The 16,929-nt window shown below is 55.0% G+C and carries 16 protein-coding genes; 11 read left to right on the top strand and 5 right to left on the bottom strand.

Annotation, left to right across the window (positions count from 1 at the left end):
* Nucleotides 1-115 precede the first annotated feature (115 nt).
* The 10 genes from ACTIDN_RS10615 (at nt 116) to ACTIDN_RS10660 (ending at nt 10,465) form a co-directional block, all read left to right on the top strand.
* A complete protein-coding gene (locus ACTIDN_RS10615) occupies nt 116-769 on the top strand; it encodes an ABC transporter substrate-binding protein (protein ID WP_441377042.1) in 654 nt (217 codons plus the stop codon).
* A 76-nt stretch (nt 770-845) separates the two neighbouring features.
* Entirely contained in the window at nt 846-2,015 is a 1,170-nt protein-coding gene (hpnI, locus tag ACTIDN_RS10620; protein ID WP_441377028.1) for a bacteriohopanetetrol glucosamine biosynthesis glycosyltransferase HpnI, read from the top strand.
* A 99-nt stretch (nt 2,016-2,114) separates the two neighbouring features.
* Entirely contained in the window at nt 2,115-3,542 is a 1,428-nt protein-coding gene (gene hpnJ, locus ACTIDN_RS10625; protein WP_048837238.1) for a hopanoid biosynthesis associated radical SAM protein HpnJ, read from the top strand.
* Nucleotides 3,543-3,604: 62 nt separating this feature from the next.
* A complete protein-coding gene (gene hpnK, locus ACTIDN_RS10630) occupies nt 3,605-4,447 on the top strand; it encodes a hopanoid biosynthesis-associated protein HpnK (RefSeq protein ID WP_415508630.1) in 843 nt (280 codons plus the stop codon).
* Between the two features lie 430 nt (nt 4,448-4,877).
* Nucleotides 4,878-6,593 (top strand): carbohydrate porin, encoded by a 1,716-nt coding sequence (locus ACTIDN_RS10635; protein WP_441377029.1) that lies wholly within the window; start codon nt 4,878-4,880, stop codon nt 6,591-6,593.
* Between the two features lie 136 nt (nt 6,594-6,729).
* On the top strand, nt 6,730-6,948 hold the full coding sequence (locus ACTIDN_RS10640; RefSeq protein ID WP_415508628.1) for a hypothetical protein: 219 nt from the start codon (nt 6,730-6,732) through the stop codon (nt 6,946-6,948).
* Complete coding sequence (dcd, locus tag ACTIDN_RS10645) at nt 6,939-7,493, top strand: dCTP deaminase (protein ID WP_048837242.1); 555 nt, start codon at nt 6,939-6,941, stop codon at nt 7,491-7,493. Before ACTIDN_RS10640 ends, dcd begins: the two co-directional genes overlap by 10 nt.
* A 9-nt stretch (nt 7,494-7,502) precedes the next feature.
* Complete coding sequence (gene murA / locus ACTIDN_RS10650) at nt 7,503-8,765, top strand: UDP-N-acetylglucosamine 1-carboxyvinyltransferase (protein WP_441377030.1); 1,263 nt, start codon at nt 7,503-7,505, stop codon at nt 8,763-8,765.
* Nucleotides 8,766-9,071: 306 nt separating this feature from the next.
* The gene (locus ACTIDN_RS10655; RefSeq protein WP_048837244.1) at nt 9,072-10,148 is read left to right on the top strand and encodes a hypothetical protein; all 1,077 of its coding nucleotides are present in this window, start codon (nt 9,072-9,074) and stop codon (nt 10,146-10,148) included.
* 104 nt (nt 10,149-10,252) lie between these two features.
* Nucleotides 10,253-10,465, top strand: a complete 213-nt coding sequence (locus ACTIDN_RS10660) for a hypothetical protein (protein WP_441377031.1) — start codon at nt 10,253-10,255, stop codon at nt 10,463-10,465.
* 32 nt (nt 10,466-10,497) lie between these two features.
* Here the strand turns inward: ACTIDN_RS10660 and ACTIDN_RS10665 are convergent, their stop codons facing one another.
* The 5 genes from ACTIDN_RS10665 to budA form a co-directional block, all read right to left on the bottom strand.
* Nucleotides 10,498-11,733 carry a DNA/RNA helicase domain-containing protein gene (locus ACTIDN_RS10665; RefSeq protein WP_441377032.1) on the bottom strand — a complete coding sequence of 412 codons (1,236 nt, stop codon included), beginning with the start codon at nt 11,731-11,733 and terminating at the stop codon, nt 10,498-10,500.
* A 108-nt stretch (nt 11,734-11,841) separates the two neighbouring features.
* On the bottom strand, nt 11,842-12,429 hold the full coding sequence (locus tag ACTIDN_RS10670) for a LutC/YkgG family protein (RefSeq protein ID WP_415508626.1): 588 nt from the start codon (nt 12,427-12,429) through the stop codon (nt 11,842-11,844).
* Nucleotides 12,426-13,823, bottom strand: coding sequence for a lactate utilization protein B (locus tag ACTIDN_RS10675; protein WP_048837248.1), 1,398 nt, complete (start codon nt 13,821-13,823; stop codon nt 12,426-12,428). The genes ACTIDN_RS10670 and ACTIDN_RS10675 overlap by 4 nt, the downstream gene beginning before the upstream one ends.
* Nucleotides 13,820-14,563 carry a (Fe-S)-binding protein gene (locus ACTIDN_RS10680; protein ID WP_048837249.1) on the bottom strand — a complete coding sequence of 248 codons (744 nt, stop codon included), beginning with the start codon at nt 14,561-14,563 and terminating at the stop codon, nt 13,820-13,822. The genes ACTIDN_RS10675 and ACTIDN_RS10680 overlap by 4 nt, the downstream gene beginning before the upstream one ends.
* Nucleotides 14,564-15,091: 528 nt before the next feature.
* Nucleotides 15,092-15,898 carry an acetolactate decarboxylase gene (gene budA / locus ACTIDN_RS10685; RefSeq protein ID WP_441377033.1) on the bottom strand — a complete coding sequence of 269 codons (807 nt, stop codon included), beginning with the start codon at nt 15,896-15,898 and terminating at the stop codon, nt 15,092-15,094.
* 92 nt (nt 15,899-15,990) lie between these two features.
* Between budA and ACTIDN_RS10690 the strand changes: the two genes are divergently transcribed.
* Nucleotides 15,991-16,929, top strand: coding sequence for a LysR family transcriptional regulator (locus tag ACTIDN_RS10690; protein WP_048837250.1), 939 nt, complete (start codon nt 15,991-15,993; stop codon nt 16,927-16,929).

The raw sequence follows: 16,929 nt of genomic DNA on the forward strand, positions 1-16,929 counted from the left end.
ATCAGGCTGGCCTCACAGCCCCACACATCGTACAAACCGCTCTCAGCGCACTGGGCATCGGAGACATGCTCTCAGTGAACTTGCCAAATAGCTCAACGGGAACAAAATCATGAGCATGAAACGTATTTCTCTTCGTACGGGGCTTATGCTCGGTCTGGGCATGGCTCTTCTTCCCACCGCAGGGCTGAGCATGCTCGCTCCGGTGGCTCTGGCTCAAACCGCACCGGACAGCGCTGTCAGCGCTCCTGTCAACAGCCTCTATGCCGCGCTGGATAAGATCCAGACCATGCATGGCAGCTTTGACGAACGGGCCAAGATTGTTGGCGCAGCGGTTGACCAGTCTTTTGATCTGGACACTGTGCTGGGCGCGTCAGTGGGTGTGCGTTACCAGTCTCTTGGCGCTGACGATAAACAGAAGCTACTGGCTGCGTTTCGTGACTTCACGATTGCCCGCTACGTCTCCAGCTTTAAACCGGGCGCAGGCGCTCGCTTTACAGTGACACCTTCCGTTGAAAACTCACCGGTTGGTGGCAACAAAATCGTCAACACCTTTATCGGCTCTACTGACAGCATGCCGGGCACCCCGGTCAGCTACATCATGCATAAGGAAGCCTCCGGCTGGCGTATTATCGATGTGCTGCTGGCTGAAGCCCGCATTAGTCAGGCTGCTGCCCAGCGTTCAGACTTCCGCTCTACCTTGGCATCCAGTGGGGTTTCCGGTCTGATCACTGTTCTGGAACGCAAAACCAAAACATTTTCAAACGAGTAAAGCAGGATACGCTGGTTGTGACGAAAAGCAGACGAGATATCGGCCCGGCCAAGGGCCTTGGAACGGTCGATTTTTAATGTCTGTTTTTCCCTTTCTGGCTTATTCAAGCGCTGCACTGGCTGTAGCGGGATGTTTTCAGTCCCTGGCCGGTGCAGCACTTCTCAACCGTTTCCGGAGGCAGGAACGGCGGCCTGTTACGTTCAAGCCCCTGCCCCCCGTTACGGTGCTCAAACCCCTCTATGGGTCAGAGCCACTTCTTGAAGAAGCGCTTGAGAGCTTCTGTACGCAGGACTACCCCACTATCCAGCTGCTATTTGGGGTTCGTGACCATGATGACCCCGCCATAGCCAGCGTTGAGCGCCTGCGGGAACGTCACCCTCATCTGGACATGCAAATTGTTGTCAATCCAGCGGTGCATGGGCTGAATCGTAAAATCAGTAACCTGATTAATATGCTGCCTTTTGCAAAGCATGATGTTCTGGTTATTTCCGACTCTGACATTCATGTCAGCCCGGACTATCTGCAACATATTGTCACAGCGCTCCACACGCCCAATACCGGTCTGGTCACAACGCTTTACGCTGGACTACCGGCGTCCTCCCGGCTGGTACAGATGCTGGCCGCCTGTCAGATCAACCATAATTTTTTGCCCGGCGTCATTCTGTCCCGCTATCTGGGGCGGCAGGACTGCCTTGGTGCAACAATGGCTTTAACGCGCCCCATGCTGGCAGCCGTTGGCGGGCTGGAGGCATTGCTCCCGCATGTAGCGGATGATGCCGTGCTGGGGCGGCTGGTCCGGCAAGCCGGGCACACTATTGCCATTGCTGACTGCATGACATGGACCACCGTTGCAGAACAGTCAGCCTATGACCTCTTCAGCCATGAATTACGATGGGGCCGCACGGTTTGTACGTTGGCTCCCGCTGGCTACGCGGCCTCTTCCATTCAGCTTCCCTTGTTCTGGGCATCTTTGGTCTGGCTGTTTCAGCCTCATGCTCTTTGGGCCTGCCTGCTATTTCTCGCGGTGTGGGGTATTCGGGCCGCCACGTCCTTTACCATTGACCGTGCCGTAGGCACCCATCAGCTATGGCCCCTGCTGCTACTCCCCCTGCGGGACTGGCTGTCTGCCGCCATTATGGTGGGCAGTGCCAGCGGAACGCGTGTAGACTGGCGGGGCCAGACCATGCACGTTGCCCCCCATACAGTGCCCCCACCGACTACCAGCCATTTATCGCCAGAAGGGTGATTCGGGTTGTCTCCAGCCGCGCTGGGGAGTAATGCCTACCGATAATTTAGCTGAGCACTGCTCAGTATACCTCCCAGCCTTGTCAGGAATCAGACTCCCATGATGAGAACCCTTTTTCTTCAGCCTCCGTCTTTTGATGGCTTTGATGGTGGCGCCGGCTCCCGCTATCAGGCAAAGCGGGAAATCAAATCATTCTGGTATCCAACATGGTTGGCACAGCCTGCTGCAATGGTTGAAGGCAGCCGCCTGATTGATGCTCCCCCCACCGGTATGGGCATGGAACCCATTCTGGAAGACGTGAAAAACCGCGATCTGGTTATTCTGCACACCTCCACACCATCCTTCACCAAGGATGTGCAGGTGGCTCAGATGCTCAAAGACGCAAACCCCAAGCTGATTATCGGCATGGTTGGGGCCAAGGTTGCCGTTCAACCAGATGAAAGCCTGCTGAAAGGCCCGCCGATCGACTTCGTTGCACGCAATGAGTTTGACTACACCATCAAGGAAATTGCCGAAGGCCGCGATTTCAAGGATGTGGACGGCATTACGTGGCGCAATAAGGATGGTGAAATCATCACCAACCGCGACCGCGCCATGATTGAAGACATGGACAGCCTGCCCTTCGTAACGGAAGTGTACAAACGTGACCTGAAGATTGAAGATTACTTCATCGGTTACCTGATGCACCCGTATATTTCCATCTATACGGGTCGTGGCTGTAAGTCCCGCTGCACCTTCTGCCTGTGGCCGCAGACTGTTGGTGGCCACCGCTACCGCACCCGCAGCCCGGAACATGTTGCCGCAGAAATCCGTCTGGCTAAACAGTACTTCCCGCAGGTTAAAGAATTCTTCTTTGACGATGATACCTTCACCGATGACCTGCCCCGCGCAGAAGCCATTGCGCGTGAACTGGGCAAGCTGGGTGTCACCTGGTCCTGCAATGCCAAAGCCAATGTGCCACGCGAGACCTTGAAAGTTCTGCGGGACAACGGCCTGCGCCTGCTGCTGGTAGGGTACGAAAGCGGCAACCAGCAGATCCTGCACAACATCAAGAAGGGTATGCGCGTAGAAGTTGCGCGTGAGTTCACCAAGAACTGCCATGAACTCGGTATCAAGATTCACGGCACCTTTATTCTTGGCCTGCCGGGCGAAACGAAGGAAACCATTCAGGAAACCATCAAGTTCGCCAAAGAAATCAACCCGCATACATTGCAGGTTTCTCTGGCTGCTCCATACCCCGGCACCGCTCTGCACAAGCAAGCAACCGAGAACGGTTGGCTGGACGAGAGCAATGCCGAGCTGATTGACGAAAACGGCGTACAGATGGCGCCGCTGCACTACCCGCATCTGTCTCACACAGAAATTTTCAACGGCGTGGAAGAATTTTACCGTAAATTCTATTTCCGTGCGCCCAAGATTGCTTCCATCGTGAACGAAATGGTGCGCTCACCGCAGATGATGAAGCGCCGCCTGCGCGAAGGCGTGGAGTTCTTCCACTTCCTGCGTGACCGCAACAAAGCGGCCTGATGACCCCAAACACGCGTCTCGCAGGGGAATATTCCTCTGCGGGAGGTTGAAGTTCCTTCCCTATGAAACGTGCCATTATCTCGGCTGATGATTTCGGCCTTTCCGTTGAAGTCAATGAAGCAATTGAGATTGCCCACCGTGATGGTGTGCTTTCAACCGCCAGCCTTATGGTGGCCGGTCCAGCGGTAGAGGACGCCATAGAACGGGCCAAACGCCTGCCCACTCTGCGCGTTGGCCTGCATCTGGTAGTGATTGAAGGAGCCTCCACCCTTCCTCACCCACAATTACCAGTCATTACACAGCCAGATGGCTGGTTTTCTTCCTCCCAGCTTGGGTTGGGAGTGGATTATTTTTTTCGCCCTGAAGGGCGGCGCGAACTGAGAGCAGAGATAACGGCCCAGTTTGAAGCCTTCCGCCGCACCGGGCTTACGCTTGATCATGCCAATGCGCACAAGCACATGCATCTCCACCCAACGGTAGGTCAGCTTCTGATTGATATTGGCCGAAAGTATGGCCTACGGGCTATCCGTACCCCCCTAGAGCCAACCGCACCGCTTTATGCCGCTGGCACCTATACCGACACATTGGGAGACGCCGCCCTCCGGCATTGGACGCGCCTGCTCCGCCACCAGATCCGCTCAGCCGGTATGGTAACAAATGACTGGTGCTTCGGGCTGGCATGGAGCGGGCACATGACCCCGGACCGAGTGGCTGCACTTGCTGCCCATTTGCCTGAGGGCGTGTCAGAAATCTATTTTCACCCGGCTTCCCATAAAAATGACCTGCTGCAAAAGCTGATGCCGACCTACGAACATGAGGCGGAGTTTGAAGCCCTTTGCTCCGCAGGTTTTAAAGCCGGCTTGCACCATGCTAACGCCACACTGTGCGGCTGGCAGGATATTTAGTCCCGCACGATTTTCTGTTATAACAAATTCTCAATACTTGTTTTCCAGTAACACTATTTTAGAAATTTACCCATTTGTGTTATAACATGCCTCACACTGTTGACGGGTGTTGAGGTTTCTGTTTCAAATTTGCGCCTGACCACAAAAATAAAAAAGAAATGGTCTTCAGCTTCATGAAACAGCTTCTCTTTTGCTACAAGCCTGTACCGTGTGCTCATCTGGCCGTTGAGGCAGCAAATCTTGCTGCTGCCTGGCTGCCCCAGCATGGCCTGGTTCCCGCCGTTTATGTGCTTCGGCACACTGTAACAGCCTGATAGCCAGAACCCGCGCCTTGGTCTGATTTTTTCTAAAATCTGACCTCCACACAGTTTTCTTAAAAACGAGTACAGTCATGCCACTGTCACAAGAAGGCTGCACAAAGCAGCGCGCCATGTCGTGCCTTTTCCCTGTGAGCAAAGACAAGGGATATGCAGCCCTTGCTCTGGTGGCGCTCTGGTCCGGAGCAACCCCAAAAGCGTTTGCTGCACCTGCCACTGTGGGCAAGCCTGCCACCGCCGCCTCCGGGCAGCATACGCCCGCCAGCACCACCACGCCTCACACGGCACCTATTGTGACGTTACAGCCGCTCAGCACAAGCAGCACCCCGGACGTGGATAGCTTCGAGCCCGATCCCTCAGCTATCAAGCGTCCAGCCAACACGCCCATCCCCCCCAGTGGCGTACCAATTCTGCCGTCACCGGGCTACGCAACCATGAGCGTTCAGTCCTACGCACCAGCCGGGGAAGAACAGGGAGCAGCCCACACGCTGGAACTGGACGCCCTGACACACTGGGAGGGGCCGTCCGGCTTGCTCCCTCCCCGCCTTGATGCCTTGCGCCGCTCTGACATGAACGACCCCTACTACGTGCCAACAGCGGGAACGGGGCATCTGGTCCCGTTATTAGACCCTCCCCGCAAATGGCTGCACGACCGGGGCTTTACCTTCTCCTTCACCTACAAGGGTGAGGCTATGGGTGTTGCCAGCGGGGGTATCAAGAAGGGCGTGAGCTACGTGCATGAGCTCACACTTCAGACAGTCTTTGACCTTGAGCGTATGGCACACCTGAAAGGCTGGTCCGTGCACGCCCTAGTCATGGAGCGTGCGGGTAAAGCACTTCAGAATGGTCGGTTGGGTGAATACTATGTGGCTATGCAGGAGGTCTACTCCCTCTCTGGCAACGTAGCAGCGCATCTGGTGGATATGTATGCGGAAAAACGCATGCTCCATAACCGTATGGACGTTATTTTTGGCCGCATGTCGCTCACACATGTGTTCGCTACATCTCCGTTGCTGTGCTCCTTCATGGTAACCTGTTCCGCCCCAGTCGCTTTGAAGCAGAACCCCGGCTTTAGCGTGTACCCAAAAGCAACATGGGGCGCACGGGTCCGGATTCGTCCCACGCGTGACACTGCATTGCAGGTCGGTGCCTATTCCGTCAGTGCTCTGACAGATAACCCCAGCGGCTGGTCATGGGGGGCTGAAAACGCAACAGGCCTGTCCCTGCCCATAGAATTTACATGGCAGCCGTTTTTGACTCGTAACCGTCTGCCTGGTCATTATGTATTGGGCTACGCACATGACACGACACGCTATGCGGACAAGATAACCTCCGCCATACCCGCCAAACTAGCACAGACCATACCCGACAAGCGCTCGGCCCCCTCTGACATGTTCTGGCTGGAAGCAGACCAGATGGTCTATCGCCGGGGTGGCCGAAACATGATGGCCGGTGGCTACCTGATGGCAGGGTATGTGCATGTCACCCCCCGCGTTGTGAATTTGTCTGATCAGGTTTATGGCGGCTTTTCTTTCGTGGGATTACTGCCTAGCCGCCTGACTGACCGTTTTGGCGTGCTGTATTCCTGGTACCATGTCAGCCGTCGCAGGCGGGACAGCCAGATTATTGCTCAGGACGCAGGGCTGGGCTTAGGGCCAACGCTGCATGGTGTGCAGGATAATTCGCACATCATTGAATCCTATTATGCGATTGATGCTTTCCCCGGTGTACTGGTCCAGCCGACCTTTCAATACATGATCCATCCCGGTGAAACCCACCATATCCGCAATGCGGCCATTGTTGGCCTCAAGCTTATTGCTAACCTCTAATCCCGTTCTTTCTGCACGCCGGAGGCTGGCCTCGGGCGTGCAGAATAACCGTGCGCGGTCAATCATGCAGCCCTAGGCATGGCTGGTTTGCTCTGCTAGTCAGCAGAGACGACTTTCCACTTCATCAGGCGCTGGCATGACTGATACGCCTTCTCCCTCCTCCTCCGGCACACGTGTGTCCACTAAAGCTGCCGAGGCAAAAGCCCAGCGGGCTGCCCGTCAGGCTGCGGCCCTGCGCGCAAACCTCCGCCGCCGCAAGCAGCAGGCCCGTACCCGGCAGGAACAGGAAGCAGACGAGCAGGAACCCCTTGCCGCCACAACCACAGAGACTGGAGAAAACCCGACATGCCCGTGATGCCCGATACATGGATACGTCAGATGTCAAAAGATCACGGCATGATCGAACCATTTGTCGAAACCCAGAAGCGCGAAGGGGTTATTTCCTACGGCCTGTCTTCCTACGGTTACGATGCGCGTGTGGCAGATGACTTCCGTATTTTTACGGATGTGAACAACGCCATTGTAGACCCCAAGAACTTCAGCCCTGATGGGTTTGTCTCCCGCAAGGCAGATGAATGCATTATCCCGCCCAACAGCTTTGTGCTGGCCCACACCATTGAATATTTCCGCATCCCGCGGGACGTGCTTGTTGTGTGCCTTGGCAAATCCACTTACGCACGCTGCGGTATTATTGTGAATGTCACCCCGCTAGAACCAGAGTGGGAGGGGCAGGTTACAATTGAAATCAGCAATACCACACCGCTGCCAGCGCGCATTTATGCCAATGAGGGAATCTGCCAGTTCCTGTTCTTCAAGGGCGATAGCCCGTGCGAGACCAGCTACGCAGACCGCGCAGGCAAATATATGGGCCAGAACGGCGTTACTACCCCCCGCATGTAAGCGAGACTGATGGACAGATTTATTATTCGGGGCGGTAAACCCCTACACGGTGAGATTACAATTGGCGGTGCCAAGAATGCCGGGCTGAAGCTGCTGGTTGCCGGATTGCTGACATCCGAACGACTGGTGCTGACCAACGTGCCGCATATTGCTGACATTGCAACAATGCGCGCCCTGCTGACCCAGCATGGCCTGACGGTGGAAACGGTTGGTAACGACCACACTACCCTGTCCGTTGGTGGAGGAATTACCAGCACGGAAGCACCGTATGACATCGTGTCCAAAATGCGGGCCTCCATTCTGGTGCTTGGTCCGTTGCTGGCCCGCTGCCGGGAAGCCCGCGTGTCCCTACCCGGTGGGTGCGCCATTGGCACCCGCCCGGTTGACCTTCACCTGAAAGGGCTGGAGGCACTTGGTGCCACTATTACGCTGGAAAATGGCTACATTAATGCCCGCGCCCCCAATGGGCTGGTGGGTGACCGTATCATGCTGCCGTTTGCTTCCGTTGGAGCGACGGAAAACCTGATGATGGCCGCAACTCTTGCCAAAGGGCGCACGGAAATTGTCAACGCCGCGCGTGAACCGGAAATGGTGGATCTGGCAAACTGCCTGAACGCCATGGGAGCCAAAATTACGGGTGCAGGCACAGGCCACATCATGATTGAAGGCGTTGAGGCTCTACACGGGGCCCAACATCGCATCATGTCTGACCGCATTGAGTGCGGCACCTATGCGTGTGCGGCAGCCATAACCGGCGGGGACTTGCGCCTGATTGGTGGCCAGATAGACCATCTTGGCGCTGTTGTAAGGGCTTTTGAAGAAGCTGGTGTGGAAGTAACGCAGGAAGGTGATGCCATGCGTGTCCGCCGGACAGGCGCGTTGCGTGGCATTGACATTATGACCGAGCCTTACCCCGGTTTCCCCACGGATATGCAGGCCCAGTTCATGGCGCTGCTGTCTGTGGCGGAAGGTGCCTCCATGATTACGGAAACGATTTTTGAAAACCGTTTCATGCATGTGCCAGAACTCAACCGGATGGGGGCGCGCATTAACGTACATGGGTCTTCCGCCATTATCCGGGGCGTGCACAGCCTGTCTGGCGCTCCTGTCATGGCGACAGACCTGCGGGCCTCGTTCTCGCTCATTCTGGCCGGGCTAGCTGCACATGGTGAGACCATTCTCAGCCGCGTTTACCACCTTGACCGGGGTTATGAAGCCGTTGAGCGCAAACTGGCCGCCTGCGGTGCCCAGATTGAACGCGTAAAAGGCTAACGCATAACCGGCACTGTTCTGCCCCTAAATGCAGGACAGTGCCGTTGCCTAAACGGTATTTCTGACACAGCGTCCTTCCCGCGAACCAGCCAGAACACTGCCTCACGCTTAATTAAAGCCATTGATAGCTTTAGCCCGGCACAAGGCCCCATGCAGCCTTTGCAACATCCTTCTGTTTGCCGCGTTTTTCCTTAGCCACCCCGCAGGGACGTGACAGCCTGAGACACCCGCTGAGACAAACAAGGTAGCCCGCCGTGCCTCTGCGCCTCATTATATTAGCCACTGAAAGACCGAGAATTCTCTAGTATGCATGGCTTCCTGAGAACCGTTTTATGTAGTGCGCTGCTTTTAGTCAGCGGTTGTTATAGTGTTGGCTCCTACCGGCTGGACCAAGACCAGAACGACTACTCCCATGCGCTTATGGACTCCAGTAAACGCCAGACCCTGCTGAACGTGGTGCGCCTGCGTTATGCTGACACGCCCGGTTTTCTGGACACAACGCAGCTTATTTCTGGCTACCAGCTCCAACATAACATTTCTGTTGGTGTGGGGACCGATACCGGCGTTGTTCGTCCCTATGGTGGTATTGGCACCCAGTTACAGGAAAGCCCAACCTTTACCTTCCAGCCTGTTACCGGGGATGCCTATGCGCAAACCTTCCTGCGCCCCCTGCCGCCGGGCAGTTTGTTGCCGCTGGCCATGGGTGGCCTACCCATTGACGTGCTGTTCCGTCTTGCCGTGCAATCCGTTAATCTCATCAGCAATGCCGGAGCGATTGGTGGCAACGTTGGCCGTGGCTCGCCTGAATTTTTTGAGCTAATCCATGACCTGCGCCTGCTACAGGTGGCCGGACTTCTGGGTATTCAGCTTGAACACAGCCCGGAAGTACCCGGCAAAACACCGTCCTTTGACCGCGTTTTTCTGTCCATCTCTTCCACCAGTGACCCGCTATTGGCCGAGGTGGTTTATGAAACACGCCGCTTCTTCAACATGCCTCAAAATGATGAGCGGGTTGAGGTGGTTTATGGCGCAGGCAAGCCCGCCCGCGGGCAGATCAGGCTTCTCACTCGCACCATGCTGGGGGTTATGGGGCAGATTGCCTATCAGATAGAAGTGCCGCCCCAAGATATTATCTCCGGCCGCACTTTGGCCCGTGTCATGCTGGTAGGACGTGAGACAAAACCCATTGTCACCGTGCATGTGGATGACAAAGCGCCCAAGCAGTCGCCTTTTGTGTCCGTGCGTTACGACCGGCGTTACTACTGGATTGCAAAGGATGACTTTGACAGCAAACTGGCCTTTACCATGCTGCAAATTTTGCTGGAGCTCTCCAAAACAACCAAAAACCCCGGCGCTGTTGTCACCATTCCCATTAGCAAATAGCGCAGGGGAGCCTGCGAATACTATTTGCAAACGCGGCCGGAGAGTGATGTAGTGTGAGGGATACGGACTCGTTTCTATAGCAAACAGAAAAAGGGCAACGTACTATGCAAGACAAAACAACACGGCTCTTGACGTTTTTCTCCATTATGCCAGCTGTTGCCCTCCCCTTTTCTATGTCTCTGGGTTTTACCGACTGGACCAAAGGGCTCATTGACGGGGGATTGGTCGGAGTTCAGTTAATGTCCATCATGCAGTTGTACCGCCACAAATGCCTGCGTAAGCCTGCAAAAGTGCGGGTACGGTCATCCCGCACATAACCGGTTACCCTGTGCGCCATACCGCATAAGGGTTAAAGGGCACTGCGTTGCTGCCATAGCGTCTTAAGCCGCTGATGGAGTGCCGGGCGACTGACATAAAGATAGAGTCCCCTCACTGGGCGGGTCATGAGCACATTTAGTGCATTCAGCATGATCTGCTCCTTGGCGGCGGCTGGGTTTTCAACCGCTGACTGCCCCGCAAAGGCCGCACTATCCTGATAACAGGCTGTGTGCAGAATAATTTTATCAGTTTCCGGATCATAATCGACGCTGGGGCCTAAAATGAGGCCTATATAATTCAGGTCAAACCCCTGCACTGTGTAAACGGACCCAACCTCATCAATTGTATCGGGGCGCTCAGCCCATGGCAGGCGTTCCTGCGGCAGTGATCGGTCCCACCGTAAATGAAAGCGCCCTTCCGTTATAAAATGGTCCTGTCCGTCCAGAACATACGGGTAGTCATAAGTGGCAACCATCCGGCATAGCCCAAGCTGTGCTTCATGGGCGCGGATAGCCTCATACAACGCCTGTGCATCTTCAAATATCTGGAAATCAAAAGGCTGGGGGGCCGGAAGCGGCAGCAGCCTTTGATGGCAGAATGCGTCTATCCAGCCGATAACATCGTCATGGGCCTGCATACGGAATTGAGTAGTAAGATGCTGAACTACAACCTGCCTATCCCCTAAAATCCGGTGCAAGGCAGATTCATCCCAAAAACTTTTGAATTTAAGCACCTGACAGGGGTCAAAAACCATGACCACAACCCGGCTGAGGCGGAGTATTTCCTCAAGCTGGTTATCCTGCAAAAAGCGGTTATAGGCATCCCTCCGGCTGAGGAGCAGATGCGCCTCATCAATAAAAACAATGTCTGTCTTTTGCCCGGTCTTGTGGGCCTGATTGATGAAACTTGTAGGCCGTTCGTAGTCCCGCTTGCGTAAACAGGACACGCCCTCGGCAATGCGGCGGTAGAGCTTGATCATCTCGGGATGATTGACCAGAAAAACCATGTTCTGCCCGGACAGGGCGTTTCCGTCCTTGGCTGCCGCGCGTTGTCTCAATCGTGCAAAAGCACTGTTCATGACAATGCTTTTTCCGGTTCCTGCTGCGCCTTGCACCACAAACACAGCACCCGGCCCATCGCCCTCATGCTTCAGGCAAAATGCTTCTATGCGGTCAACAAGCTGTTGTTGCTCGTCCGTTAAGGCGTGATCAGGTGAGAGTTTAAGGTCGGCGCGATTATTCAGGTCTGGCATAAGGAGGTGTCTCATTTTTCCGGGATCAAACGCAAGACGGGGAAAGGAAGACCTGCTTCCCTCCCCCGCCCACTTGTTCCGCACTTTGTACCAACTGGCGTTATCAGCCAGCCGGGCAGAGACTTATTCCCACCAGACAGACAGGCTTCTGACCCCCTGCGCCCCACGAATAAGCACACCCTGAATATCGGCTGTGGCGGACGGCCCGGTCATCAGCACGCCATAGTTGGCGGTATGAAATTCCGGCCGTTCCAGATAGGCCGTGTGCATGTTGGCCGTCACATTATGTTCGGACAGAATAACAACGATATGCTGCGTCAGGTGCGCCGCAGAATTCAGGCTGTTCAACTGTGCTTCACTGAGAAAAATAGAGCCGGTTTCCGCAATACCAAACGGCGCACGGACCACCAGCACGTCTGTCGCCGCAGCCTGTTGGGGGGACTCCACATCTTCAATGCGGATACTGCCTTCAAAATCCGGCACGGCAGAGCAAATGACATGCGCATCCGGAAACCGGCGTGCAATAGCTGTTGCCAGCGTATCACCTTCCTGCCGTAGCAGGATCTGGCCTCCTAGCAGTTGAAGCGCATTTTCAAAGCGCTCACGACCCTTATCCATATCGCCAAACACGGCAACGGGAGGCAGAGGATGAGCCGCAGGGTCTGGCCGGTTGGCACGCAGGGTTGCCAGAACTTTGTCACGAGAACTCATTGGGCTTTCCCCTTTTTCAGGCGGTTTTCCTTGTACCAGCTATGGAAGGTCTGCTTGACCGGGTGCGGCAGTTCGCGGTGCTTACCCCACGGGTTAAGCCAGTTGTACAGAACAAAGCGCGGCAATGTGCTCAAAGCCACCTCTGTCCCATTAATAGCCGTGCGGTACAGGGTAGGCTGGCCCATAAGACGACCCGCCATGTGCATGATCTCCCGCTTCACAAAGGGAAGTTCATGATGCTCAGCCAGCACACGACGCCACTTATACAGTTGCTCGTGAATATTGATTTTGACCGGGCACACATTGGTGCAACTCCCATTCATGGTCGAGGCAAACGGCAATGTGCTGTATTTCCGCTCGTTAAAGGTCGGGTCGATAATCGCCCCGATCGGGCCAGAATACACAGCCCCGTAAGACAGACCACCTGAACGACGGTAAACGGGGCAGGTATTCATGCAGGCGCCACAGCGGATGCATTTGAGAGAAGTCCAGAACTCCTCCATCCCCAGACGGGCAGAGCGGCCGTTATCCACCAGCACAATGTGCATCTCCCCGCCCTTTTGCGGGCCACGGAAATGCGTAGTGTACTGCGTGATGGGAGAGCCAAGGGCACTGCGGGACAGCAGGCGCACAAACACGCCAAGGTCTGCCATACGCGGCACAATACGCTCGATACCCAGTGTAGCAATATGCAGGTTGGGCACTGTTGAGCTGAGGTCTGCGTTGCCTTCGTTGGTGCACACCACGAAGGTTCCGGTTTCAGCCACCAGAAAGTTGCCGCCTGTCATACCGGCATCTGCTGACAGAATTACCGGGCGCGCGGCCATGCGCTGAGATTCTGCTAGAGCCTGTGGGCTCTTCTCATCAGGGTCTGTGTGGTAGTTTTTGGCAAAAATCTTGGCCACATCGGGCACAAGCTTATGAACCGCAGGCACCACAATATGGCTGGGCATCTGGTCATCAAGCTGCTGAATACGCTCGCCCAGATCTGTTTCGGTCACGGTCACGCCACGTGGCTCAAGATAAGCCCGCATGTCACATTCTTCCGTGACCATGGACTTGCTTTTGATCAGCGACTTGGCGTTATGCTTTTCCAGAATTTCGCCAACAATACGGTTATGTTCCGCGGCATCGGCTGCCCAATGCACATGAATGCCATTTTTCTTGGCGTTGGCTTCAAACTGCTCCAGATATTCCGGCAGGTTGGCCAGCGTGTGCTCTTTAATTTCAGACGCACGGGTGCGGAGGTCCTGCCATTCGGGCAGCAGATGCATCTGCTGATCCCGCTTCTGCCGCATGTCCCACAAGCGTTCATCGTGGAATGTCAGATGTGGTGCATCTTCCAGAAAGGCTTCTGCCGCCTTGGCATGATTAACGGGTTTAACCTTGCTCATGCCCGTGCTCCGTTCAGGATTTCTGCAATATGAATAAAGCGGATCGGCACGCCACCACGTTCAGCACAGCCTTGCTGATGCATCATGCAGGAGGTGTCTGCCGAAACAATATATTCAGCCCCGGCATCATGATGATCGCGCACTTTATCCAGCCCCATGCGGGCGGAAACCGCTTCTTCGGTCACAGAAAAGGTGCCACCAAAGCCACAGCACTCATCCGGCCGCCGCGGCGTTGCAAAGGAGATACCCTTCACCTTGTTCAGCAGGTCCATCGGTTTGGAGAAAAATGGTTCGCCCAGTTCGGACATGCTTGCCGTCCGCAGGGCACGGAGTGTGCCGCAGCTATTATGCAGGCCGACCTTGTGCGGAAACTCCGCCCACGGGAACTCCTCAACCTTCAGCACATCGTGCAGGAATTCGACCAGCTCATAAGTGTTTTCACGCACATGCTTGACCTCATCCGTCTGGGGAATGGCGTCAAAGTTGTCTTTCACATGGTGAGCACAGCTCCCTGATGGCATGACAATGGCATCATATTTGGCAAAGTTTTTGACAAACAGTGCTTCAGCAGCCGCAGCATCAGAATTACAGCCGGAGTTTGCCATAGGCTGGCCACAACAGGTCTGGCCCAAGGGGTATTCAACATCCTGCCCCAGCTTTTCGAGAAGCTCCAGCGTGGCAACGCCGGTGTTAGGGTAAAATGCGTCAATATAACACGGTATAAACAAACCAATTTTCATAAAGACCTCCGGCTAGGACACAGGTTTTCACCTGCACCAATCAAGTTTTTGACAAGAGAGGGGACCACCGGAGGCCTTGAGGCCTCTCTGGCGGGGGCATTTTGGCCAATAGCCGCACACCAGATCAGGTCGCACACTGCACCTGTACTGGTCTGGGCACCCATGGCCGGGGTTGAGTTCAGCCCACGACACATCATGCCGCACAGGCAGCCTGATGCTGTGTTTTCCTGCGGCCAAGACCGCAGGGTAGCACGTAACCGAGATGTATCATGAAAACTGTGTCGCTATGTCATCGGAAAACTGCATCTGGTTTCAGATCTCTCATGCTCCGTGAACGGTGCGGTGAGAGGCAGATACAGTGACCCTATACAGAGCGTGCTCTCACTTTGTGGCGTTTGTTATAACAAAAAACCAGCAGAGTGAAATATCAAAAGCGCATAGCTGCACACTCAGGCACGGTAACACCTCCGACAGGGTACTTTGTGCCCTGTGCTGCTACGCCTGTGAGGCATCAGAGGAAGCGTGAGGCTAGCCGCCTTCGGCTTCCTGAATGGCCTGATGCAAATGCTCTGGGCTTAAATTGGCTTTGGCAAACTGCTGCGTTCTGGGTAAGCGGATATCAACATCCGAAATGGTTGCCACTTCCAGCGTGCCCTTGGTCACTTTATACTCCGTAACATGGCCGCCACGTTTTTGATCTTCTGTCAGAAAATGCACATGGTACCCGGCAACATTAATGCCCTGCATATAGGCCGGAGTCCGAAAACCAATCATGGTGCCCTGCACCGCATTCAGTGTCAGAGTTGGCTGTTTTTTCACAACCTCCAGCATGGGCGGATAGGGATGACATTGGCAGAATACCGTGCGTGTATCCACCCTCTCACACACCCCTGTAAAGCGTACGGCTGCAAACAGGTTAGGGTTACCCACAAGCCGGTCGACTAATGCTTCAAACCCCGCTTTATCCAGCGGCTCCTCGATAGACACGGTCTGCTCAGGCTCAAAATACGTCACGCAGGCAAATGGAGTTTTCAGGGTTCCCGGCACCTCTGCTGCTACCCCTTCAGCCCGGAACTGGCGGGCAACGCCATCAGTTACAATCATTTCGCCATCAAGAGCGTTAAATGTCCCCAACCCGAAATTTCCGTGTTGGAGCAGTTCATCCAGCGTGGTCTCTCCATCATACACGGCATCTAGCAGTGCAGCCATGGTTGAGGTTTGATACAGGCGGTTGGCAACAGGTTTATGCTTGGTTTTGCTTTCCACACGTGCCGAGGCAACTTGTGTGTCTTGTACCAAATCTGTCTGAACGCTGCGCACCATAAGAACTTTCATGAAGAAACCGTGAAGCACAAACGGTATTACAGCAGCCCTCAGTCCTCCACTATATATTGAATGACTTACTCATATTCTTTATGTATGGGTTTATGGATATCAGGCATTTACGTTACTTTGTGACCGTAGCTGACCATGGGAGCATTACCCGTGCGGCAGAAGAACTGGGCATAGAGCAGCCGCCTCTTAGTCAGCAAATTCGACAACTGGAACGCAATCTGGGCGTCCAGCTTTTTGAACGCCAGACGCGGGGCGTTGCCCTGACAGAAATTGGTGCAACACTTCTGCCCCGTGCTCGCGCTATTCTGGAGCTGCAACATCAGTTTCTGGTCACGGCGGAGGGCATGGCACGCGGAGAGGTCGGGCATATCCGTCTGGGCTTGGCGGGGGCTGTACCACTCCTGCCCGTTATTCCGCTTGCCATCAGAGCCTTCCGGGATGTGGCACCGGACGTCACGCTCTCCATGGAAGAAAGCAATACGCCTGCCTTGTGCGCGGCCCTACATGAATCCAGTACGGACATTGCCATTATCCGCCCACCGGTTACGGACCCCACCCGCCTTTCAGTCTCCCATCTTCTGGATGAACCAACAGTAATAGCGCTTCCGCGTGGTCACCCCCTTACCAACAAGCCTGTCATTAGTCTGGATATGGTTGCGGATGAACCGCTTATTATTTTCCCGCGTGAGTTAGGGCCGGGTTTTCATGATGCCATACTTTCAGCCTATCAGGCCGCTGGCGTCACCCCCAAGCTTGGGCAGCAGGCACCCCAGATTGCAGGGACCGTCCCTCTGGTTGCCGCAGGGCTGGGGGTTTCAGTCGTGCCGCGTTCTTTGTGCCAAATTCATGCTGGCGGTGTGACATTTCATACCATCAGTGACCCAGCACCACGCGCCACTTTGGCTGTAGCGGTGCGTACCGGACAGAATATGCCGTTGGTCAACAAATTTGCGAAAATACTGCGGACACATTGCCGCAAGTGGGAAAAACTGTCGCCTGAAGATCAGTTTTCCACCCTCGATTTTTCCTAA

It is taken from the genome of Acetobacter sp. (assembly GCF_052102375.1).
In the GTDB taxonomy this organism is placed as follows: domain Bacteria; phylum Pseudomonadota; class Alphaproteobacteria; order Acetobacterales; family Acetobacteraceae; genus Acetobacter.

What these genes read in the sequence shown, in the direction of transcription:
- budA (WP_441377033.1), bottom strand. Translation starts at nt 15,898, where the DNA reads ATGAAAGTTCTTATGGTGCGCAGCGTTCAGACAGATTTGGTACAAGAC.
- ACTIDN_RS10675 (WP_048837248.1), bottom strand. Translation starts at nt 13,823, where the DNA reads ATGAGCAAGGTTAAACCCGTTAATCATGCCAAGGCGGCAGAAGCCTTT.
- hpnK (WP_415508630.1), top strand. Translation starts at nt 3,605, where the DNA reads ATGAAACGTGCCATTATCTCGGCTGATGATTTCGGCCTTTCCGTTGAA.
- ACTIDN_RS10670 (WP_415508626.1), bottom strand. Translation starts at nt 12,429, where the DNA reads ATGAGTTCTCGTGACAAAGTTCTGGCAACCCTGCGTGCCAACCGGCCA.
- ACTIDN_RS10690 (WP_048837250.1), top strand. Translation starts at nt 15,991, where the DNA reads ATGGATATCAGGCATTTACGTTACTTTGTGACCGTAGCTGACCATGGG.
- ACTIDN_RS10655 (WP_048837244.1), top strand. Translation starts at nt 9,072, where the DNA reads ATGCATGGCTTCCTGAGAACCGTTTTATGTAGTGCGCTGCTTTTAGTC.
- hpnJ (WP_048837238.1), top strand. Translation starts at nt 2,115, where the DNA reads ATGATGAGAACCCTTTTTCTTCAGCCTCCGTCTTTTGATGGCTTTGAT.
- ACTIDN_RS10680 (WP_048837249.1), bottom strand. Translation starts at nt 14,563, where the DNA reads ATGAAAATTGGTTTGTTTATACCGTGTTATATTGACGCATTTTACCCT.
- ACTIDN_RS10640 (WP_415508628.1), top strand. Translation starts at nt 6,730, where the DNA reads ATGACTGATACGCCTTCTCCCTCCTCCTCCGGCACACGTGTGTCCACT.
- hpnI (WP_441377028.1), top strand. Translation starts at nt 846, where the DNA reads ATGTCTGTTTTTCCCTTTCTGGCTTATTCAAGCGCTGCACTGGCTGTA.
- dcd (WP_048837242.1), top strand. Translation starts at nt 6,939, where the DNA reads ATGCCCGTGATGCCCGATACATGGATACGTCAGATGTCAAAAGATCAC.
- murA (WP_441377030.1), top strand. Translation starts at nt 7,503, where the DNA reads ATGGACAGATTTATTATTCGGGGCGGTAAACCCCTACACGGTGAGATT.
- ACTIDN_RS10635 (WP_441377029.1), top strand. Translation starts at nt 4,878, where the DNA reads ATGTCGTGCCTTTTCCCTGTGAGCAAAGACAAGGGATATGCAGCCCTT.
- ACTIDN_RS10665 (WP_441377032.1), bottom strand. Translation starts at nt 11,733, where the DNA reads ATGAGACACCTCCTTATGCCAGACCTGAATAATCGCGCCGACCTTAAA.
- ACTIDN_RS10660 (WP_441377031.1), top strand. Translation starts at nt 10,253, where the DNA reads ATGCAAGACAAAACAACACGGCTCTTGACGTTTTTCTCCATTATGCCA.
- ACTIDN_RS10615 (WP_441377042.1), top strand. Translation starts at nt 116, where the DNA reads ATGAAACGTATTTCTCTTCGTACGGGGCTTATGCTCGGTCTGGGCATG.